The following is a 21,329-nucleotide window of genomic DNA, read 5'->3' on the forward strand; positions in this document are numbered from 1 at the left end:
AAACAGTTTTTTGACATTTAGCAAGAGATAAAATAAGAGATGCTAGGGCAGCTAAGTACTTTTTTAGAAACCTTGCTTGTTTTTTACGATTTAAAACTGCTAAGGAGAGAGAAGTATGAGTGAATTGCATTTTATGAGTATAGAAGAATTGGATAATAAATTAAAAAAATCTGACAGTGGTATTTATTTCATTAAAGATTATAATGACAATATTATTTATGTAGGCAAGGCTTTTAGTATAAAAAGTAGAGTATTAGCTCATTTTAATAGTTATTCCAATATTGAGGAATATGTACATTTATTTTATAAAGTAGCGTATCTCATTGAAGATAGTTTGTTAAAACGCTCTTTGTTACAAGTTACTTATATGATTAAATATAAACCAGTATTAAACAAAGAAGTACAAAAAGAATTCCCAGAGTTGTATACTCAATACATTAAGCAGACAAATAAAAAATCTATGTTGTTAGAAATTGATGAAGCTAAAGAAAAAAGGGATAAGTTAAAGAATAAATTAGTAAAATTAGTGGGTGGAAAAACTATGTTTTATGACATAATTTCTCTGTTAAACAATGGATATAACTATCATGTCCTCGCAAAAGTATTGAGCATAGAACTTCAAACTTTAATTATAATAAAAGAACACCGAAATAAATTCCCGATACCACATAATTATAAGAGGACAATAAAACATCAAGATATAATGTATGCTTTATCTGGAAAAAAGAATTTAAGTACTTCAAGGTTAAACACTTAACTTTAAAGTAGTAAATTCGTTGCTTTTGTAGCTTTTATTGTTATATTGAAATGCAATGTACATTTGTGTTTCAAATTTAATTGGTGGAATAAGGGGAGGGAAAGGGTTCCTATAAAAATACTGGAATAAATTAGGTTACTTATGCGAAAGTAATACAAATGAAATTCTTATTTCTGCTACTACAAGTACTATTGAGCAAATGAAGTATGAAAGTGCTTTTGAACTAGGGGTCACACTGGGACCTGATACATCACATCATCTGCAAATGGTTCGGATCGTTGGAGAGATTACAAAACGCTTAGTTTGAATGGCTGAAAAACAGTTAACAGGTCAATACAGACTACACTAAGAAAATAATCCGTATATATACGGATTATTTTTCCTTTAATTTACAAAAAAATAAATTTCTAAATTGAAAAAACCTCTCAGATTCCTTTGTAACAATCTTTTTTAGTTGTGCTAATGACATAGGTATCAAAAGGTTATAAATTCGATATGAACGATGTATAAGCCTTTAAAAGGGTTTTGGTGTTATTTATAATTTTAATTCCATAATACTTAAGCCGATATAATAAAATGTTTTATGTCTAAATCGATATAAAGGAATAGTTTTTAAGTGATATTTCTTTTTTATAGAATAAGCAAAACCTGATATTGTAGTAATTATTGTTTTGAGGTCAATTTACTGTGCACCTTGGTTATTGAAGTTTTTTGTTGATTAACAACTATTGTATTTGGAAATTAATAATAAGTTTATCTCGCTGTTTGCTGGGCAGTAAGACCCCCACCTCAAAATTCAGCGGAAGCAAAGAAGTTAGGTGGGGGATCAACTGTCCGTAAAAGCCCGATTGGTGTGGGCTAATAATCAGTGGGGATGAACAAAACCCCCACTGATTAAAGTTTCACTTTATGTGATGCGGTAATAAAACTATCTAGTTTGCTATTTTTAGTATTTGTAAAGTCTATATATTTTCCTCTTTTGTGGAAAGTAAAACTAATGTTGCGACCAGTAATATAGTGTCATTTTTTGAATATTCCATTCGTTTTTTTATGTTTAGTTGAGTACTTGAATTTCCTCCACCTTGTACTTTTCAAAGCATAGTGCTTCAAAAATAACCGTATCGCTTTCATCTGTTTCCAATTTCACAACTTCTTTATTATCTTTTTTTAAAATTTGGAGCAAAATAGTTTTTCAGTTTCATATTTAAATTAGCAGTATTTATTTTTTTGAATTCAATTTGTATAAGTGATTGAATTGGAACTTTGACTGTTGTTTCTTGCGGTGGTACAGTATCTCCTGTTACTTTCGCTGTATTTTAAATCTTTTTCCAGCTTGGTCCTCGCATTGACTACCACTGTATTTTGTAGTACTTCACTATTTTCTCAAGTTCAATAATTATATTTTGTAGAATTAAGAAAAGAACTTAGCTTATTTCCTTTACTTTACTTATCTACTCTGATATTTAGATGCTAACTACAATTAAATAATATATGATTTTTATAAAAAAGATATAGTAATATTTTGTTGTGAATTGTACTAATTTGATATTTTATAGTATTATTTGTCGTGAATTATATATAACAGAATATATTTTATGGATCTATAAAGGAGAATGTAATGAATACTTCTATCGATATACAACACTTGTGTGATCTTGCACATAAAGCATTTAATGCCCCTGTACATATTTTATCTGCAGACAAAAAAATTTTATATCATTCTACATCTGATAATGTTTGTAGTCCTTTTTATTCTTCAAAAGAAGAACATCTTACTGATATTTATCAAGAAAACGATCCCTTTAACTTGCCACTTTTCCGAAGTAACAACTATCTTGAAAATTTTGTTCTAATTCATATAGAAAATCATGATGATATTAAAGGGACTATCATAATCGGTCCTACTATACATCCAAAAGATTCAGATGATATGATCATAAAATTTCAGAAAGAATTTAAATCAAATGATAACATTCAAGAAAGACTTGCCTATTATCAGTGTTTATCTGAGATTAAAAAAACTACATTAATTGATATGGGAATTTTATTACATTACATGATTTTCAATGAAAAGTTAGATGTAGATATTGTCTTGGAAAAAAATAAAGTACTAGAGGAAATTCCTAATAAAAATGTGAAACCTGATTTATATATTTTAAAACGCCGACAAAACAAACCTAAAACGCACAATATGGCATTAGTAAATGATTTCTTTTCGACTATTAAAGAAGGGAATAAAAAAAAGTTAATACAGTATATGTATGCGGTTTCGCAAGAAGATGTTGAACTTATGCTAATAGAGGATCCGCTCAGGAATCAAAAAAACCTTGGAATTATTGCGATTACCTTAGCCACTCGATATGCAATAGAAGGAAACCTGCCACCAGATATTGCTTTTGCCCATAGTATTTTATATATACAAACCCTAGAACAATTAGATAATGTAGAATCTGTAAAGCGATTGTCAGGGGACGCTTTACGTACCTTTGCAGATCGTGTGAAAGAATACAATGCAAAAAAGTATTCTTACGCGGTTACTACATGTATAAAACATATTAATAAAAATGTTTACGATGGAATATCTCTGAATGAACTTGCTAATCATTTAGAAATTACGCCTACTTATCTGTCTAAACTATTTAAAAAAGAAATGGGAATTACTTTAAGCGAATATATTCAAAGGGAAAGAGTGGAAGAAGCAAAAAAATTATTAACACTCACTACTTATTCGTTATCAGATATCTGTGCGTGGCTTAACTTTAATGACCAAAGTTATTTTATAAGAGTTTTCAAAAAAATCACTAGTATGACTCCTAGGCAGTACCGTGAAAAATATACAGTAATATAAGCTTGTTATCTGCTGTCTTCAATGTAAAGACTTAAACATGGGTATAAGTATCCCAAAAAATGAAAATACACTAACCATTATTTTGCTAAAGAAAACAAAAAGACAGAAGGCTGCAAAGTGTTTCAAGTAAGCTTTGCAGCTTTTTTGTAATTTAAAACCTATGTTTATAACGATGATAAGTTTATAGACTAATATCTTCATACTAAATATTTATTAATAATGATATTAGGATGTTTTGTGAAAAAATCAACAATATAACATATATTACTAAATATATCTACATTTTATGCAATTATACATAACTAAATAAAGGTAAAAAAGTATAAAAAGACCTATTATATTATTCTATAAGTATTTTTTCTAAAATAAAATTTCTTGGTTGAGCTAAAATAGTTATTTTTAACCGTATACACATTAATTTGTAATCATTACAATTACAGAAATGAAATTTACGGATAACTATATTTATATAATTTTTTCGGTTCATATTTTTATTTAACAGTAAATTATCGATCGTAATCGACAAAATTTTTCTATTTACGCATTAAAAATTTAATGTTTTAATGAACAACATAACTGGTATGACCAGACAGAAAGGATAAGGTTACGCTAATAGGAATTATAGTGAAGTTGTAAGTAACATTATGTCGTTAATAATTTTATGAATAGTCAATTTATTTACAAGAGGTCAAGAATCAAATTTGTAATAAACCTGTTCTAAGTTTCTGCATAACAAAAGTGAAGTTATTCCGCAATAAAAGTATAAGCGATGTACAGTATAATTTCACCTTTTGTAGTCTAGTAAGGAGCTTGCTGATAAAACTAAGAGTAATATTATTAAATTTAAATTAAACAATGTTATGACAAGATTAACTGTAAGCATTGGTTTATTGATTCTCGCAGTTCTGTAAGTTAAACCGCAATTCTAGGGAAGAATTACTCATTTACTATTCATAGGGTGCTTGATTCAAATATAGTTAATAAATTTTTGTTATTTATATTTGAAAAAATAAAGTATCGAAGTGAGAAGTAAGTAAAATCCTTACATCCTATTAGAAGTAAAAAATAACGATATTATCCTATCTGAAAGATTTCTCCTTCTTAATCAGTTTACAAAGAGAGAGGTCGTACAAGTTATATGAATTAAGTTATAAAAACAATGGTAAAGGAGTGTACGGAATGAAAACTAAAATAATTACAGGATTATTAGTCACATCCATTGTAACTGGAGGAAATATTCCTATCAATACTCTCGCAACACCAACCGTTCAAGCGGAAACTCAACAGGAAGGCATGGATATTTCCTCTTCATTACGAAAATTAGGTGCGCAATCTAAATTAATCCAAACGTATATTGATCAATCTTTAATGAGTCCTAATGTACAGTTAGAGGAAGTCACAGCTTTAAATACAAATCAATTCCTAATCAAACAAGATATGAAGGAATGGTCATCGGAACTCTATCCACAGTTAATTCTATTAAATTCAAAAAGTAAAGGATTTGTAACAAAATTTAATAGCTATTACCCGACATTAAAATCGTTTGTAGACAATAAAGAAGATAGAGAAGGGTTTTCGGATAGACTTGAAGTACTTCAAGAAATGGCTATGACGAATCAAGAAAATACGCAACGGCAAATCAATGAATTAACAGATCTTAAATTACAGCTTGATAAAAAATTAAAAGATTTTGATACCAATGTGGCAACTGCTCAAGGCATACTAAGTACAGATGGAACAGGAAAAATAGACCAGTTAAAAAATGAAATATTAAATACCAAAAAAGCAATTCAAAATGATTTACAGCAAATTGCATTAATACCAGGGGCTTTAAATGAACAGGGATTTGCTATATTCAAAGAAGTTTATAGTCTTTCAAAAGAAATTATTGAACCAGCTGCTCAAGCAGGGGTGGCAGCGTATAACAAAGGAAAAGAAATTAAGAACTCTATTCTAGAAGCTGAGAAAAAAGCAGTGCAAGAAGCAACAGAGCAAGGTAAAACTGCTCTAGAGATTGAATCAGCAAAAAAAGCAGCTCGTGAAGCAATTGAGAAAAGCAAACAAGGTGAAATAGCAGCCGCAGCCGCAGCAAAAACACAAGAGTATGACCTGATGAAGGTCATTGATACCGAAAAGATTAAGAAAACATTTGGCGTTTTTGCTGAAGTAAATAAATTAACAGCAGAGCAGCGAGCATATTTAGATGATTTAGAGAAACAAAATCAAAAAATATATGATTTAACAACGAAATTATCAATAGCTGATTTACAAAAATCAATGCTTCTTCTTACACAAAATGATTTGCATACGTTTGCAAATCAAGTAGATGTAGAACTTGATCTACTAAAGCGCTATAAAGAAGATTTAAATCTAATAAAAAATAGCATTACAAAATTATCTACTAATGTTGATACAACTAACGAGCAGTCTCAAAAAGATACATTAAGACAATTAAAAAATGTAATAAGTTACCTTGAAGAGCAAGTATATAAATTTTGATATTACGTTTTTGGAAATCCATAAAGAGTATAAGCATTTAGCGAAAGAAGGAGAATAGTCATGAAAAAATTTCCATTCAAAGTACTAACTTTAGCTACATTAGCAACTGTTATAACTGCTACTACCGGTAACACTATTCATGCATTTGCACAAGAAACGACCGCTCAAGAACAAAAAGTAGGCAATTATGCATTAGGCCCCGAAGGACTGAAGAAAGCATTAGCTGAAACAGGGTCTCATATTCTAGTAATGGATTTATACGCAAAAACAATGATTAAGCAACCAAATGTAAATTTATCTAATATCGATTTAGGCTCAGAGGGGGGAGAGTTGCTCAAAAATATTCACCTTAATCAAGAGCTATCACGAATCAATGCGAATTACTGGTTAGATACAGCGAAGCCACAGATTCAAAAAACTGCTCGTAATATTGTAAATTACGATGAACAATTTCAAAATTATTACGACACATTAGTAGAAACTGTACAAAAGAAAGATAAGGCAGGTCTAAAAGAGGGTATAAATGATTTAATTACTACAATCAATACAAATTCAAACGAAGTTACAGATGTGATTAAGATGCTACAAGACTTCAAAGGGAAACTATATCAAAATTCTACAGATTTTAAAAATAATGTTGGTGGTCCAGATGGGAAAGGTGGATTAACTGCAATATTAGCAGGTCAACAGGCAACGATTCCACAACTTCAAGCTGAAATTGAGCAACTTCGTTCTACTCAGAAAAAACATTTTGATGATGTATTAGCATGGTCAATTGGTGGTGGATTGGGAGCAGCTATTTTAGTTATTGCAGCTATTGGAGGAGCGGTAGTTATTGTTGTAACTGGCGGTACAGCAACACCGGCTGTTGTTGGTGGACTCTCGGCTCTTGGCGCAGCTGGTATTGGTTTAGGAACAGCGGCTGGTGTCACAGCATCTAAGCATATGGACTCCTATAATGAAATTTCTAACAAAATCGGAGAATTAAGTATGAAAGCAGATCGTGCTAATCAAGCAGTTCTTTCGCTTACTAACGCGAAAGAAACATTGGCATATTTATATCAGACTGTAGATCAAGCGATATTGTCTCTAACAAATATTCAAAAGCAATGGAATACAATGGGCGCAAATTATACAGATTTACTGGATAATATCGATTCTATGCAAGACCACAAATTCTCTTTAATACCAGATGATTTAAAAGCCGCTAAAGAAAGTTGGAATGATATTCATAAAGATGCAGAATTCATTTCAAAAGATATTGCTTTTAAACAGGAGTAGAACTGAAATTTAAAACCTAAATTGGAGGAAAATGAAATGATAAAAAAAATCCCTTATAAATTACTAGCTGTATCGACGCTATTAACTATTACAACTGCTAATGTAGTTTCACCAGTAACAACTTTTGCAAGTGAAATTGAACAAACGAACAATGGAGATACGGCTCTTTCTGCAAATGAAGCGAGAATGAAAGAGACTTTGCAAAAGGCTGGATTATTTGCAAAATCTATGAATGCCTATTCTTATATGTTAATTAAGAATCCTGATGTGAATTTTGAGGGAATTACCATTAATGGATATGTAGATTTACCTGGTAGAATCGTACAAGATCAAAAGAATGCAAGGGCACATGCTGTTACTTGGGATACGAAAGTAAAAAAACAGCTTTTAGATACATTGAATGGTATTGTTGAATACGATACAACATTTGACAATTATTATGAAACAATGGTAGAAGCGATTAATACAGGGGATGGAGAAACTTTAAAAGAAGGGATTACAGATTTGCGAGGTGAAATTCAACAAAATCAAAAGTATGCACAACAACTAATAGAAGAATTAACTAAATTAAGAGACTCTATTGGACATGATGTTAGAGCTTTTGGAGGTAATAAAGAGCTCTTGCAGTCAATTTTAAAAAATCAAGGTGCAGATGTTGATGCCGATCAAAAGCGTCTAGAAGAAGTATTAGGATCAGTAAACTATTATAAACAATTAGAATCTGATGGGTTTAATGTAATGAAGGGTGCTATTTTGGGTCTACCAATAATTGGCGGTATTATAGTGGGAGTAGCAAGGGAGAATTTAGGTAAGTTAGAGCCTTTATTAGCAGAATTACGTCAGACCGTGGATTATAAAGTAACCTTAAATCGTGTAGTTGGAGTTGCTTACAGTAATATTAATGAAATGCACAAGGCGCTTGATGATGCTATTAACGCTCTTACTTATATGTCCACGCAGTGGCATGATTTAGATTCTCAATATTCGGGCGTTCTAGGGCATATTGAGAATGCAGCTCAAAAAGCCGATCAAAATAAATTTAAATTCTTAAAACCTAATTTAAATGCAGCGAAAGACAGTTGGAAAACATTACGAACAGATGCTGTTACATTAAAAGAAGGAATAAAGGAATTAAAAGTGGAAACTGTTACTCCACAAAAATAGGGAAATATTAATTCTGCGTAAAGTGAACTAAAACATAGAAAGTCTATGATTACACTGTTAAACAGAAAAGTAATAATTAATAAATCCTTATATAACAGAAAGGCGGAGTCTCATTAAAGACTTCGCCTTTCAATTATATATAAGTATGATTCGAATAAAAAATAACCTTGTAGTTTAATTGCTTTTTTAAAATTTGCAACAGAATCGGTTAATTTGAAGCAGATTATATACATTTTCTTTAATACTTAATGATTTGAAGGCTGCTAAAGAAAGTTCAAACGATACTGATAAAAGATGTAGAACTCATTTTGAAAGACATCGCTTTTTAATAAGATTAGAACTTGAAACCATACCTTATATAGGAGGAATACGAAATGATGAAAAAAATCCCTAATAAACTACTCGCTGTATCAGCGTTTTTAACTATAACAACTACTTATGCAGTCATACCACTAGAAACTTTTGCGATTGAAATTGAACAAACGAACAATGAAAATATATCTCTTTCAGCAAATGAAGAACAGATGAAAAAAGCTTTGCAAGATGCTGGTTTATTTGCAAAAGCTATGAATGAATATTCTTATTTGCTAATTCATAATCCAGATGTGAGTTTTGAAGGAATAACTATTAATGGAAATGCAGATTTACCTAGTAAAATTGTACAAGATCAAAAGAATGCAAGAGCACATGCTGTTACATGGAATACACAAGTAAAAAAACAACTTTTTGATACATTGACAGGCATTATAGAATACGATACAAAATTTGAAAATCATTATGAAACATTAGTAGAGGCGATCAATACTGGAAATGGAGATACTTTAAAAAAAGGGATTAAAGATCTACAGGGAGGAATTCAACAAAATCAAAAGTCTGCAAAAGCATTAATAGAAGAATTAATTCAATTAAAAAATGCTATTGGAGAAGATGTTAGAACATTTGGAAGTCATAAAGAGACATTGCAATCGATTTTAAAAAACCAAGGTGCTGATGTGGAGGCGGACCAAAAGCGTCTAGAGGACCTTTTAGGACAAGTAAAATATCAGAAAGACATAGAATCTAAGGGGTTAGACATGGTGAAAATCCCCTTTATTCCAACCTTGATTGCTGGTGGCATAATGATAGGTGATGCAAGAGGTAAGTTAGGTTGGCTAGAACCTGAATTAGCAAAATTGCGTCAGACTGTAGATTATAAAATAACATTGAATCGTGTAGTTGGAGTTGCATTTCATAATATTAGTGATATGCATAGTATGCTTGATAGTGCTATCACTGCTCTTACTTATATGTCTACGCAATGGGAGGATTTAGATTCTCAATATTCGGGTGTACTGGGACATATTGATAAAGCTGATCAAAAAGCTGATCAAAATAAATATAAATTCTTAACCCCTAGCTTGAATGCAGCGAAAAACAGTTGGAAAACATTAAAAACAGATGTTGTCACTTTGCAAGAAGGGATAAAAATTGCAGAGAAAAAAGAACAGGATTTTTTGAATCAGCTTCGTCCATCAAACGTTTTCTACTTTTATAAAAAAATTCATAACGCATACACTTTTGAAATAAAGACTGGAACAAATGCGCCAAATGCGTCTTATAAAGTTATGAATTTAACGAAAAACACTGTTCATAATATGTGGAGTGGAGGGGCTAATACTAACATGTGGGCTGATTGGCTTTCATTCAATCCAAATGATGAATTTGCGGTAGTAGCAGTAGTGGATGGTAAAGAATATGTTGTGTATAAAGACAAAGTACAAAATATAATGAACTGAATCTGAAAGTAACGAAGTAATTGGAGCTGGAGAATAAACTAGACACCAAGTTAATCGAAAAATCTCCTTATATCCTAGAATATTTTGCTCAAGAAAAAGAATTTGTTCAGCGAAAAAGTAAATATTGAACCAAGGAGTTAGTTGTATTATGTGTATGGTTTTACCGAAAGGTTTCAAGTACATTACCCATACAATTATGTAGTTATCCTGAAGCATCTACAGGTGTTCTTATCGACCTTGAAGAACTACTTCGCTTCCTAAGTGGAGTAATTTTATGCAAAATTAAGTGAACGTTTTTGTACATAGATTAGTTGACATTTATATAGGTTTTTTCCATTTTCAAAGATAGTTTTGTTTTTTGTGTTATTTTTTAAAAATTACGGCTGAAATTTCTATATTTATGACTCGGCATATAATCATTGTTCGATGAAATGACATACCACGTCCCTTAAAGTATCAGACATATTACGATAACTTAAAGAAAAAAGATAATAGTATTTAACGGTTGCTATTATCTTTTTTAAACTATTTTTCATTAAAATATCTTATCTGCTGTTCGCCTTATTTTCTTTTCTAGATTTTATCCTAGTTTAAATTTTATGCATTTGAACTGTTTATACTATTTGTAGGATTTTTAGTTTTTTTGTCGAATACACTTAATGCAAGGAGGGACATTACATGATTATTAAAGATTATTTCATCAACCTTTCTATTTTTTCTTTATTAGTTAGCGCAGCAATATTTATTCAAGTGTTTACAATTAATTCTAGTCGATATTTCGAAAAGCTCTATGGAGGGATTATTGCAGTTACGTTAATGTTCTTTTCTTTTCCATACATGGGATTTTCCTACGATCTTCGAGTTGTTCCTCTTATTCTATCTTTTATTTACTTTGGTCGTATTGCTGGTTGGATTACGTTAATTAGCATAATTGTAATGCGTATCTTTTACACTGGAGGGTATTGGGAACCTCCTGTGATTGCTTATTTAGGTATGGGGATTCTATTTTCTACTTTTAAAACTTATTTTAAAAAACTACATCCTTTTAAAAGTGCATCGTTATATTTTTCTGTTTTTATTGGAATAAAGTGGTTAGTTGGCGTATTATTTAATACTACATTACTTTACACAGGAGGCCTATTATATATAGCGTTAGGACTTTTAATTGGGCTATTTCTTATGGAAGCCTACCAGAGATTGTATTATTTAACACAGGACTTATCTAAAATGAATCGAGAATTAAAAAAATCGAAGCAAGAACTTGCAGATACCGTACATGAGCTTCAAGGAGGAATTTTTAAATTTAAAAAAGTGGATAAGCACTTTATACACACTTTATGTGATGGACAGTTTTATTATCAAAACGGATTTTATTCTGAACAGGTGGTAGGAAAAAGCTTACGTACTATTGATGCTTCTATTGTTCCTCCGCATTTAGTTCCACAATTGATGAAGTACTATCTTCAGGCATGGGAAGGAAAAGAAATTATATTTGAATTACCTTGGCCAAATGATAAAACTATTATTCTTATTGCGCTTAGGCCGATTAAACGAAATGGACAAGTTATTGAAGTTGTTGGTTCTACAGTTGATATAACCGAAAGGAAAAAGGTAGAATCAGAATTAAGCGCTACCAAAGAATTATTGGAATCATTTATAAAGCACAATCTAGATGCTATTACCATTTCTGATCGAGAAGGGCATATTTTACAAGCCAATAAAGCTTATGAAAAGATATTTGGGTGGTCATCACAAGAAATCATAGGTAAGAGATTACCTTGTGTACCAGATTTTTTAATGGAAGAATCACTTAAAAATATTCAGAAAATTCTAACAGGAGAATCGGTGGTTACTAGATTAGAAACTGTTAGACAACGGAGTGATGGGAGTCTTCTTGATATCAGTCTGACAGTTTCTCCTATACTAGATGTAAGAGGAAATGTGATAGCTTTATCAGCAATATGTAGAGACATCTCTGAAAGAAAACAAGCAGAAAGAGAACGGCATCGATTACACCAGCAATTAAGAGATAGTGAAATGAAGTACCGTGCACTAATCGAACAAGCAACTGATGCGGTATATGTAGTAGAGCTGAATGAAGATAATGCTCCAAGTCGATTTATTGAGGTAAACCCTGTTGGGTGTAGAAGATTTGGATATAGTAGAGAAGAGTTGCTCTCATTATCATTTTCAAATATAGTACCACAAGATTCTAAAATAACCGTAAGGTTATTAGAAAAAATTAAAAAGGGACAAACTTCCTTCACTTTGCAAGATGAATATGTTTTTCCAACAGGAAAAGTAATAACAACTGAGTTTAGTGTTCGTGTTTTTAACTTAAATGGTAAAAAAGTTTTTCTAAGTATTTCTCGTGATATCACTGAACGGCTAAAAACAGAAGAATTATTACGAAAATCTGAAAAACTTGCTGTTGTAGGACAATTAGCGACTGTAATGGCTCATGAGATTAATAATCCATTAACTGCAATGAAAGGGTTCATGCAATTACTAAAATCAACGGAAAATGAGAATAATCAGGGTTATATTAATATAGTATCATCAGAGATTGAGCGTATAGAGAGCATAACAACTGAATTTATGGCGGTAGCCAAACCACAGGTAGTAAAAATGCAACCTAATAACATTAGTGTGCTAATGGATCAAGTTTTAATGCTACTACAACCTCAATCAATGATGCATAATATAAAATTTAGAATCGATCTTAACCCTGGTATTCCATTGATTTCATGTGAAGGAAATCAATTAAAACAAGTATTTGTTAATATATTAAAAAATGCAATTGAATCTATGCCGATGGGAGGGGAAATTCTGATTCAAATAAATATACTTGATAATAATCAAGTAAGCATTCGTTTTATCGATCAAGGGTGTGGGATTCCAAAAGAACGTATACCATACCTCGGAGAACCTTTTTATAGTATTAAAGAAGAGGGGATTGGCTTAGGATTAATGATCTGTTATAAAATCATTGAAACACATCAGGGAAAGATATTTATTAAGAGTGAAATGAATAAGGGGACTACAGTTGAAGTCACTCTCCCTATTTGTACACTTCAAAATTAAGATATTCTCTTACTGAAATTTTTTAAGAAACCATACAGAATGTAATGCCAATGTTACTTAATGAAATAATAAAGAGAAGAACACTGGTAAATGTACCCTATAGAATAGACACTTGAAAAAGCCTGTTATAAAAACATCCTTTCTTTAGAACCAAAAGAAAGGATGTTTTTAATATTGTAATTTTTCTTGGGGACATTTCAAATTTTTACTTGTAATACATTTTTTAACTAATTTTGGTTAAGTTAGTTAAAAAGGTATTATTTTTAATGAGCATATTGACATATAAATATCCCTCATTTTTAAAATAGAAATTTCTAAAAACTATATATAGGTTCTTTTTGAAAGGAAGGGTATTATCAATTGAAACCACATGAAAAAGTACCTGTTCACTCTATAAAATCTTTGCAGGAATTAATGCAATTACTAAAAAAATCTAAAGATTTTATAACGTTGGAGATCGCTTCAAACAAATCCTCTATAGTCATTTCATATTTTAGAACCTTGATCGATGTAAATATATTTCATGAAGAGGTTTTAACTTATATAAAAGAGAAGAGCTTCGATTCATTACAAGATATTCGGTCTGTCTTACCCTTTGAAAATTCAAAAATAACAAATCAAATGGAAGATATTCAGGATAGTATTTTAAACGGCTATATACTTATTCAGTTCGATACAGATAAATTAAATGGCTTGTTAATCAATGTGGCAAAGAAAGAAAAAAGAGATATTACAAAAGCTGAAATTGAATACAATATCGTGGGTCCACAAATCGCGTTTGTTGAAGATTTAGATGTAAACTTAAATTTAGTACGTAGAAAGCTTCCAACACCTTATTTACAAATGAAGGAATTGAAAGTAGGCTCTCTATCTAACACAACCGTTGCGATTGTATATGTAACGCGAATTTCATGAATCATTATTTGTAGTCGAACTGTTCCTTAGGGCAATTTAGAGTAGACTTGAAACAGCATAGATTCACTTAAGCTGAATATCTTATTGTAGAGGCAATCTTTATTACATGGGGGAGTCTGCATGGGATACTTAATACCTGTTGAATCTGATGTAAGAATTTTTGTAGAAGATATAAATCCGAAAGGTAAGAAAACAATACTTTTTATACATGGGTGGCCATTAAACCATAAGCAATTCGAATATCAGTACAATGTACTTCCAGCAATGGGATATCGATGTATAGGCATTGATTGGAGGGGGTACGGCAATTCAGACAAACCATACAGTGGATACAATTTTGATAGATTGGCAGATGATATAGCAGTAGTAATTAAAGCGTTACAGCTTAAAGATGTCACACTAGCAGGACACTCCACAGGTGGTGCAATTTCAATTCGTTATATGGCTCGTTATCAAGGATTTGGAGTATCCAAATTAGTCCTAATTGGTGCTGCATCTCCAACTAGTGTGGAAAAAGGGATTGCGAATAAGTTCATTACAGACACACTGAACGATCGCCCTAATATGTTGCAGGGTGTAACAGATCAATTTTTCTTTCAGAAAATCACTGGACCATTTTTCGAATGGTTTCTACAGTTAGGATTGGAAGCGGCTAGTTGGTCGACAGCTGCGATTATGAGAACATTGAGAGATGAAAATGTGTATAGCGATCTTGGTAAAATAAATGTACAGACGCTAATTATTCACGGTATTCACGATAAAATTGTTCCATTTACTAAGGGAGAAGAGACGCAAAAATTATTGGGAAATGCACAACTTGTACCTTTTCAATTCAGTGGTCACGGCACATTCTGGGAAGAGCGGGAAAAGTTTAACCAGGTTTTAATCCAATTTATTGGATAAAAAAATACACTATGTAATATGTACGTAGGCTAAATAGTAAGTAATAAAAGGAACGCACTTGATTAAAAACTTTATTCTGAGAGTTCCTTTTATTTTCAGCTATTCACTTCATCCAAAGTTGTATGAGAAGGCGATAAGCCTTACCGATACACAATTACTAAAGGTATAAAGGAACAATAAAGGATAAGTATGGCATAAGAAGGGGAAAGTTGTTCTGCTTTATCCACGAATGGCTCTAGTTTTGAACCAAATAGCGAGGCGTTAAGATGATGGAATTGATTATATTATTTTGATATATTGAAGAATAGACACGTAAAGAATTAGCAGGTACAATGGCGTACGATAAAATTGAGTATGAACTATCCAAAAAGTATCAGCGGTTTACTAAGGATTATGAACAGTATAGATTACAAAACCCCTGTATTAAGGGGATTTTGTTTTTTTACATGACGAAATGCTTAAAAACATAATATAAAATAAACATGTTTGATTTTCATTCATGTTTAATTTTTATAAACATCCATTACTTTAAACGTTTGACAAACGAGCATTAAGTCTGGAGTAAAAGTAAGTCCATACCGACTTAATTCCCAAGTGAAAAATTTAACGTGCTCACTATACCAATAATCATAGCTTAAATCGCCTTCACCCTCAGATCTTGCAAAATTACTTGTTACTTCATTCATTTTTAGTAAATCGATCTTTGTATATTTTATAATTGCTAATGGATTATTGTCTCCATCCAATACAATATCGTACTGACCAACTTTTTGAATTTCTTCCCCTTCAAGCTCATAAACACAATGTGCAGCGCATGTTCCTGTTTTGATTCCTTTAACTACTAAACTTCCTAATTCATCTCCCATTTCTTTGGAACCATCTCCAAACATCCATGCATCTGGAACACTCATGTTTAACTCATTTTCTTTAGCGTACATATACCAATATTCTTCTATCTTATTAACTGACATCTGTCACTCATCTCCTTAATATTTAAACGTTTTGAATTTAACACACGGCATATTATCTGTCAATATTTTAGAAGAACTTGCAATACAACTACATCGATAAATTTTTTTGTAAAATAAAACTCTTCATAATCATATTTCACATTCTGTAAACTCATGCAAATAAAGAAAACTTGTACTGTTATTATGCTGAAATTGTAATGGGAAAGTAAAATGGTTGAAAAGTACACGTTATAAATGGATTTATTTACTAATAATATTTTCTTTGTTTCGTAGCATATTAAACGTACAGGAGGTGATATGTGATGGCAAACAATCGTAACAACTCTTTAGTGGTTGCAGGTGCAGAAAGCGCACTGGATCAAATGAAATATGAAATTGCACAAGAATTCGGCGTACAATTAGGTGCGGATTCAACTGCAAGAGCGAACGGCTCTGTAGGTGGAGAAATCACAAAACGTCTCGTTGCTATGGCAGAACAGCAACTTGGTGGATATAACAAATAATGCTAGGTATAAAGTAGAAAAAGGAGAGATTATTTCTCTCCTTTTTTGTTTTGTATTCAATTATAAATAGTATATTTGTTATCTTTTTTGTCTCTCATTATTTGTTTGTTCCAGCCACTTAGAAACGGATTCTTGCATACGAGATTCTAATGATTGTATTATTTTATTTGATATAGCAAGTGCTTGATCCGCATACTTATTCGGGAACATGTTGCGCAAAGTAGGTTCATTTTCAGCACCATCTCCTGGTTCACGGTAATCTTCAATGATGTAATCATCCCCATTTTTTGTGACTGTCACACGGACTGGAAGTAAATGTCCTGCTTGAGGAACTGTCTGTGTTTCGCGGTTATATCCTTGCATGAGGGAATGGAGGTAGACATACATTTTTTCATCCTTCATCTCAGTTCCATAGATTACATGCGTCTCAAATTGTTTTTCTGTATGATTTAATTTGTCTTGATTCCAGGCAATGATACTTTCTGAAATAAGGGAATCTAGTTTGCTGTTAAGCGGAATGTCCGTTACATCCTTTGCCTCATTTTGGACAGAATCACACCCTGTTGCAATGAAAACGAGAAAGATAATGCTTACGGTAATCATTATCTTTCTCAAAATCTTATTTTCATATGTTAATGCAAAACGTCTGCTCATCAATTCACTCCATTTCTCTTCGTGCTAATCATCCACTGACATAAATATTTTATATAACAATAGTAAAATCGTCTTCAAACTAGAAACTTATTCTATCCAAGGAAATATATTGCATTATATAATACATACTATACCATTCTTACACATAACGGGAGAGACTCTATGAGAAAAGTTATAATGTATTGTGGGATCTTTATTATGATTCTTTTAAGCGGTTGTATCCGATTCGGACAAGACACTACAGATACCATTTATCTCATTCCAGAAGCATACGAAGGAGACCTATTGGTACTATATAATGTTCCAGGAGCTGAGTTGTTGCCAGAAGAAGATGGATTTCGTGTCGTCACTTTTTCTGCAGACGGGACCGCAGTTACATCTACAGCCGATATGAAATATGGGGAAGTCAATGACACGTATTACACGGTTAACAAGGAAGATAAGCGCACCAAACTTGATGAAAGCTGTATACGCGTTGGTTCAAATGGAAGCACTACTGAAAACATTGGTAAAGAAAATGAGCATACATTCTCATACGCGAAATTGGAAGTTACAACTAGTGCTTGCTCACAAAGCTTTTCATCATACGGGAGAGAAGTATCTGAAAATCAAGAACATCCTGTAGAGAAGAAATTGAGGGAATTATTGGTGCTCGTAAAAGAGCAGTATATGAAAGTGAAATACTAAATTTTCAAAAGGATGAATGGATGATGTTAGGGATAGGGTTAATTGTAGTAGGCGTTTTACTTGTCAGCGTTGTATCTTACCGAGAAATAAAGAAAGCAGGGGGCGTAACCTGGATTGAAATTCTAGTATATCCCTTTTTATTATTAATAGGCGCGTTACTCGAACATTTTGATCTGCCAGATTTTTTAATATTTTTAGGTTTGGTATGTATTGTTTTTGGTAGCTGTATGGTCATGGGCGTCAATATTCTATAACATTAAGAGCAAAGCATCTAGTTCAGATGCTTTTTTATTTTGTAGTTTTTATTTTTAATGTCTATCACACTAGTTACCCAGACATACAGGGTTCCAAGTGCTGGTAAAAAACTTAGCAAGTTGAATGTATTCTCTATAATATAGAATGAAATAAAAATGGAGGAAAAATAAATAGACAATGGAAGAAAAATGTATACGTCACGTTTTAAAGGTTTTAAAATTTGCACTTTATTCACCTCAGCTTTTCTGGCATTATGTTTTAAATAAGAACCCGTAAATTTGCAGATTCTCCTGTTGATGATTTTAAAATATGTAACTCAGTTTTAATCATATAATGTATTGAGTCACTATAAAAATCAAATATTAATTTTCTAAAGAGTCCTATACAAATCTTATTGCGTTAGAAATACAGACCTAATTATAACCGTTGTAAATGGATCCAATTAGATTTCGGCCATCCCAGTATCCGCATCATAACTAGTAACACATCCTGTCATCCCTTTTAAAATACCAACATGGACTGTTGCATCCGCATTAACTGTTACAATTTTCGTCACATTCAGCTCCGTTTCGATAATATGCTTTGACTTCCCGCATGATCATTTATTCGTTAGATAACAAAAACGCACCGTAACCCAGTGCGTTTCAGACAAATATACCTATATGTTTTACTTTGTAATTTGGAAGGAGCCACCATAATAATATGAATTATCTACTTTTAGTACTGCCACATATGTACCTGGTGTGTAAACCGTTGTAATTGGTGTTTTGAACCTAGAATAGTAGTGGTGTCCAGCCTCACCTGCAGAAATGGTTTTGTAGCGTTGCAATTTACCTTCTCCGTTCAATCGATAAATCTTTACAACACCTACATCTTTTCCGCCTATATATACCGTCGTATCAAACGTATCACCTTGTTTTAACGTACCAGGGGCTAATTCTTGTAGATAGTCCACGTTGTGATGCAATAAGAAATACGTCTGCCATGGCCAATCATCCACAACAGCTGAAGCTTGCTTAATCGTATTTACTTCAGCGCGCGCTTTATCAGGTAGCGTACTGTCTAAAACGATAAAACCCGAAAAGGTTAAGGCACTGATTAAAGCAAATGAACATAATTTTTTCATATTAAATTCCTCCCGTTTATCTGACATTGTCATAGTCCACTTACAGGTATCAGGTTGTCATCCATTAATTGGATTATTATTCTAAAATCAATATATCATTTTCTTTTAATTTAATCAAATTAGAATTTTCTAACAAGTGATGAGGATAGATAAAATTCCATCTTTCTCCGTTTTTTCTATCATACAGAAGAAAGAACAGAGGCGATAAAGAAATTTTATTCCGCTCTCTTTTCAAATTAACAACATTTCCCGTTTATACGGTACGAGACTATATTAAACATAAAATAGACACGAAAGGGGATTGGAATTAGCGAATATTTACATGGAATCTAGGAGATGCAAGCTCAACATTTCATAACGGATCGATGGTTCCATTTCAACAAACTCCGAATCCGACAGTAATTTTGTTCTGTTTACTCATGAGGTAACGGAAGAGAATTTAGAAAAACTTGCTACAATTGCTCATCAGTATATAGAGGAGACCATTCATTGTTACAATCACGGCATTGTAGAAGAAATAGGTTAAAAGAATAAAACATACTGTTCCAAATTAATATTCCGTGTGTTTTTTTGAACATACATCCCTCAATTTAATGTATATATTGAATATATGGATATATTGTGTTATGATGTGAATTAGAAACTCGCGTGTTTCAAATACAACATTTTTATCTTCTTGATGACCTCTTATCTTTCCGTAAGAGGTCTTTTTTTATCCCTCCTCATTTGCATAGCCGTTAAAATACTATAAAAAGATACTAGGAGACTACTACACTGTGATATTCTCTAGTATTTTTTCTTTATCCATATTATCTATTGTTGAGTAAATGATTAATTGTTAATTTTTGTATGATTTTTATAAAATAATAAAGGGGTATATATGAATAGGTATGTCCTTTTTATGTAATGATAATGCGAATTGAAGCGTAATACTGAAACGGTAAACGAGAAGAATCAGGGCCGAAACAGATAGTAAGGAAAGTAAAGCAGTAACAGCAGACAATACTTATAATGAAAACGTTCATAATGGACTGTCTATGGATGGAGAAAAAATACGAAAAGATAAAAGGGGCAAATGAATATGAACAGAGCCTTTAAAGGTATCGTATTAGCAGAGCTAAGTGTGAGTTTCTTGCTAGCGGGTTGTACAATAGAAACATATGTCCTAACGCAGTCCAGAATATAAGCATGTAGATAAAGTATTCTAAGCTGATAAAATGGTAGAAGACAAGAAGACTATAGCGATGAAGAAATTGAAAGAGAACTAAGAGGTTTAGCATCCTGACTTTCTAAATAACATGAGTGTTTCTATAGGATGAATCCTTAGGAGGGCTATTGTGGAACCTTTAATCAATGGTATTTTATACTTTGTATTTTTTTTTGGAGCACTGTTTCTTATACTGGGTACTGCATTGGTTTTATTTATCGTGGCTGCATTACCAATAACCTGGAAGGAGAATCTATCATTTCTAATGATTAGTTTAGGTATAAATATACTTGTCATTCCATTGTCTTTTTTTATTGGCGGGATGGCAACAGATTCCCCTGGTAGTACGATGCACGATTTTTGGAAAGTATTTTTCTTTATTCAGGTAATTCCGTTCCCTCTAGTACTGCTATCTTTAGTTTGGTGGCTTATTCGTCGAAAAAAGCAAAAGTTTATGTGTAGCGTTTTTAATGCAAATAAGCTGTCCGTTTGGGCAGCTTATTGTATTTATTACTAAGTGTGATTATTTCCAAAATGAATGTAATCCCACAATACAGTTAAATTGAAGGTGAAACATATTGAAATCTTATCAAAAGTTATCCCACTTGTATGCATTAGGACTAGGCTGCGGGCTTTGGAATAGAGAGACCTGCGGTAGTATGTCAACTGAGAAATAACAAAGTTTAAAGTTGTCAAAGGT

17 protein-coding genes and 3 pseudogenes are annotated in these 21,329 nt (G+C 32.0%); 16 read left to right on the plus strand and 4 right to left on the minus strand.

Annotated features, from left to right (window positions below):
• Nucleotides 1–115: 115 nt before the first annotated feature.
• The gene (locus CQ064_RS24935; protein WP_001292167.1) at nucleotides 116–757 is read left to right on the plus strand and encodes a nucleotide excision repair endonuclease; all 642 of its coding nucleotides are present in this window, start codon (nucleotides 116–118) and stop codon (nucleotides 755–757) included.
• 163 nt (nucleotides 758–920) lie between these two features.
• Nucleotides 921–1,064 carry a small, acid-soluble spore protein, alpha/beta type gene (locus CQ064_RS24940; RefSeq protein WP_071729993.1) on the plus strand — a complete coding sequence of 48 codons (144 nt, stop codon included), beginning with the start codon at nucleotides 921–923 and terminating at the stop codon, nucleotides 1,062–1,064.
• Between the two features lie 747 nt (nucleotides 1,065–1,811).
• Here the strand turns inward: CQ064_RS24940 and CQ064_RS24945 are convergent.
• Nucleotides 1,812–1,940: a hypothetical protein gene (locus tag CQ064_RS24945; RefSeq protein ID WP_003270913.1), complete on the minus strand. Its 129-nt coding sequence runs from the start codon at nucleotides 1,938–1,940 to the stop codon at nucleotides 1,812–1,814.
• Nucleotides 1,941–2,375: 435 nt separating this feature from the next.
• Here CQ064_RS24945 and CQ064_RS24955 point away from each other — a divergent pair, with 435 nt between their 5' ends.
• The 9 genes and pseudogenes from CQ064_RS24955 to CQ064_RS24990 all read left to right on the plus strand — a co-directional run bounded on the left by CQ064_RS24955 (nucleotide 2,376) and on the right by CQ064_RS24990 (nucleotide 15,226).
• Nucleotides 2,376–3,605 carry a helix-turn-helix domain-containing protein gene (locus CQ064_RS24955; RefSeq protein ID WP_001097903.1) on the plus strand — a complete coding sequence of 410 codons (1,230 nt, stop codon included), beginning with the start codon at nucleotides 2,376–2,378 and terminating at the stop codon, nucleotides 3,603–3,605.
• A gap of 1,179 nt (nucleotides 3,606–4,784) precedes the next feature.
• The gene (gene hblC / locus CQ064_RS24960; protein WP_000850154.1) at nucleotides 4,785–6,104 is read left to right on the plus strand and encodes a hemolytic enterotoxin HBL lytic component L2; all 1,320 of its coding nucleotides are present in this window, start codon (nucleotides 4,785–4,787) and stop codon (nucleotides 6,102–6,104) included.
• Between the two features lie 60 nt (nucleotides 6,105–6,164).
• A complete protein-coding gene (gene hblD / locus CQ064_RS24965; protein WP_000714440.1) occupies nucleotides 6,165–7,385 on the plus strand; it encodes a hemolytic enterotoxin HBL lytic component L1 in 1,221 nt (406 codons plus the stop codon).
• Between the two features lie 36 nt (nucleotides 7,386–7,421).
• Nucleotides 7,422–8,549 (plus strand): hemolysin BL binding component B, encoded by a 1,128-nt coding sequence (gene hblA / locus CQ064_RS24970; protein WP_000591971.1) that lies wholly within the window; start codon nucleotides 7,422–7,424, stop codon nucleotides 8,547–8,549.
• A 374-nt stretch (nucleotides 8,550–8,923) separates the two neighbouring features.
• Entirely contained in the window at nucleotides 8,924–10,324 is a 1,401-nt protein-coding gene (hblB, locus tag CQ064_RS24975) for a hemolysin BL regulatory component HblB (RefSeq protein WP_000976158.1), read from the plus strand.
• Nucleotides 10,325–10,344: 20 nt separating this feature from the next.
• Nucleotides 10,345–10,572, plus strand: a pseudogene (locus CQ064_RS34525) (hypothetical protein); the annotation flags it as partial.
• Nucleotides 10,573–11,002: 430 nt separating this feature from the next.
• Nucleotides 11,003–13,408 (plus strand): PAS domain S-box protein, encoded by a 2,406-nt coding sequence (locus CQ064_RS24980; RefSeq protein WP_000584296.1) that lies wholly within the window; start codon nucleotides 11,003–11,005, stop codon nucleotides 13,406–13,408.
• A 360-nt stretch (nucleotides 13,409–13,768) separates the two neighbouring features.
• A pseudogene (locus tag CQ064_RS24985) lies at nucleotides 13,769–14,317 on the plus strand (spore germination protein); the annotation flags it as partial.
• A gap of 126 nt (nucleotides 14,318–14,443) precedes the next feature.
• A complete protein-coding gene (locus CQ064_RS24990; protein WP_000540875.1) occupies nucleotides 14,444–15,226 on the plus strand; it encodes an alpha/beta fold hydrolase in 783 nt (260 codons plus the stop codon).
• 503 nt (nucleotides 15,227–15,729) lie between these two features.
• Here the strand turns inward: CQ064_RS24990 and CQ064_RS25000 are convergent.
• Nucleotides 15,730–16,197, minus strand: coding sequence for an ASCH domain-containing protein (locus CQ064_RS25000; RefSeq protein WP_000115718.1), 468 nt, complete (start codon nucleotides 16,195–16,197; stop codon nucleotides 15,730–15,732).
• Nucleotides 16,198–16,499: 302 nt separating this feature from the next.
• Between CQ064_RS25000 and CQ064_RS25005 the strand changes: the two genes are divergently transcribed.
• A complete protein-coding gene (locus CQ064_RS25005; RefSeq protein ID WP_000002881.1) occupies nucleotides 16,500–16,700 on the plus strand; it encodes an alpha/beta-type small acid-soluble spore protein in 201 nt (66 codons plus the stop codon).
• Nucleotides 16,701–16,778: 78 nt separating this feature from the next.
• Here CQ064_RS25005 and CQ064_RS25010 read toward each other — a convergent pair whose 3' ends face one another.
• On the minus strand, nucleotides 16,779–17,354 hold the full coding sequence (locus CQ064_RS25010; protein WP_000091043.1) for a hypothetical protein: 576 nt from the start codon (nucleotides 17,352–17,354) through the stop codon (nucleotides 16,779–16,781).
• 162 nt (nucleotides 17,355–17,516) lie between these two features.
• Between CQ064_RS25010 and CQ064_RS25015 the strand changes: the two genes are divergently transcribed.
• Nucleotides 17,517–18,041: a DUF6843 domain-containing protein gene (locus tag CQ064_RS25015; protein WP_001233340.1), complete on the plus strand. Its 525-nt coding sequence runs from the start codon at nucleotides 17,517–17,519 to the stop codon at nucleotides 18,039–18,041.
• 20 nt (nucleotides 18,042–18,061) lie between these two features.
• A complete protein-coding gene (locus CQ064_RS25020) occupies nucleotides 18,062–18,295 on the plus strand; it encodes a hypothetical protein (RefSeq protein WP_002094019.1) in 234 nt (77 codons plus the stop codon).
• A 668-nt stretch (nucleotides 18,296–18,963) separates the two neighbouring features.
• On the opposite strand, the gene CQ064_RS25030 is transcribed toward CQ064_RS25020, so the two are convergent.
• Nucleotides 18,964–19,422: a DUF5065 family protein gene (locus CQ064_RS25030; protein ID WP_000732060.1), complete on the minus strand. Its 459-nt coding sequence runs from the start codon at nucleotides 19,420–19,422 to the stop codon at nucleotides 18,964–18,966.
• 1,337 nt (nucleotides 19,423–20,759) lie between these two features.
• On the opposite strand from CQ064_RS25030, the gene CQ064_RS25040 reads away from it, so the two are divergent.
• Both CQ064_RS25040 and CQ064_RS25045 read left to right on the plus strand, forming a co-directional pair.
• A complete protein-coding gene (locus CQ064_RS25040) occupies nucleotides 20,760–21,146 on the plus strand; it encodes a hypothetical protein (protein ID WP_000433529.1) in 387 nt (128 codons plus the stop codon).
• A 61-nt stretch (nucleotides 21,147–21,207) separates the two neighbouring features.
• Nucleotides 21,208–21,276 (plus strand): annotated as a pseudogene (locus CQ064_RS25045) (protein kinase); the annotation flags it as partial.
• Between the last annotated feature and the right edge of the window lie 53 nt (nucleotides 21,277–21,329).

The sequence above is a fragment of the Bacillus sp. MYb78 genome, assembly GCF_002975115.1.
In the GTDB taxonomy this organism is placed as follows: domain Bacteria; phylum Bacillota; class Bacilli; order Bacillales; family Bacillaceae_G; genus Bacillus_A; species Bacillus_A cereus.

Coding starts and splice junctions, on each gene's coding strand:
- CQ064_RS25000 (WP_000115718.1), bottom strand. CDS start 16,197: ATGTCAGTTAATAAGATAGAAGAATATTGGTATATGTACGCTAAAGAA.
- CQ064_RS24955 (WP_001097903.1), top strand. CDS start 2,376: ATGAATACTTCTATCGATATACAACACTTGTGTGATCTTGCACATAAA.
- hblB (WP_000976158.1), top strand. CDS start 8,924: ATGATGAAAAAAATCCCTAATAAACTACTCGCTGTATCAGCGTTTTTA.
- CQ064_RS24990 (WP_000540875.1), top strand. CDS start 14,444: ATGGGATACTTAATACCTGTTGAATCTGATGTAAGAATTTTTGTAGAA.
- CQ064_RS24935 (WP_001292167.1), top strand. CDS start 116: ATGAGTGAATTGCATTTTATGAGTATAGAAGAATTGGATAATAAATTA.
- CQ064_RS25005 (WP_000002881.1), top strand. CDS start 16,500: ATGGCAAACAATCGTAACAACTCTTTAGTGGTTGCAGGTGCAGAAAGC.
- hblD (WP_000714440.1), top strand. CDS start 6,165: ATGAAAAAATTTCCATTCAAAGTACTAACTTTAGCTACATTAGCAACT.
- CQ064_RS25020 (WP_002094019.1), top strand. CDS start 18,062: ATGATGTTAGGGATAGGGTTAATTGTAGTAGGCGTTTTACTTGTCAGC.
- CQ064_RS25015 (WP_001233340.1), top strand. CDS start 17,517: ATGAGAAAAGTTATAATGTATTGTGGGATCTTTATTATGATTCTTTTA.
- hblC (WP_000850154.1), top strand. CDS start 4,785: ATGAAAACTAAAATAATTACAGGATTATTAGTCACATCCATTGTAACT.
- hblA (WP_000591971.1), top strand. CDS start 7,422: ATGATAAAAAAAATCCCTTATAAATTACTAGCTGTATCGACGCTATTA.
- CQ064_RS25010 (WP_000091043.1), bottom strand. CDS start 17,354: ATGAGCAGACGTTTTGCATTAACATATGAAAATAAGATTTTGAGAAAG.
- CQ064_RS24980 (WP_000584296.1), top strand. CDS start 11,003: ATGATTATTAAAGATTATTTCATCAACCTTTCTATTTTTTCTTTATTA.
- CQ064_RS25030 (WP_000732060.1), bottom strand. CDS start 19,422: ATGAAAAAATTATGTTCATTTGCTTTAATCAGTGCCTTAACCTTTTCG.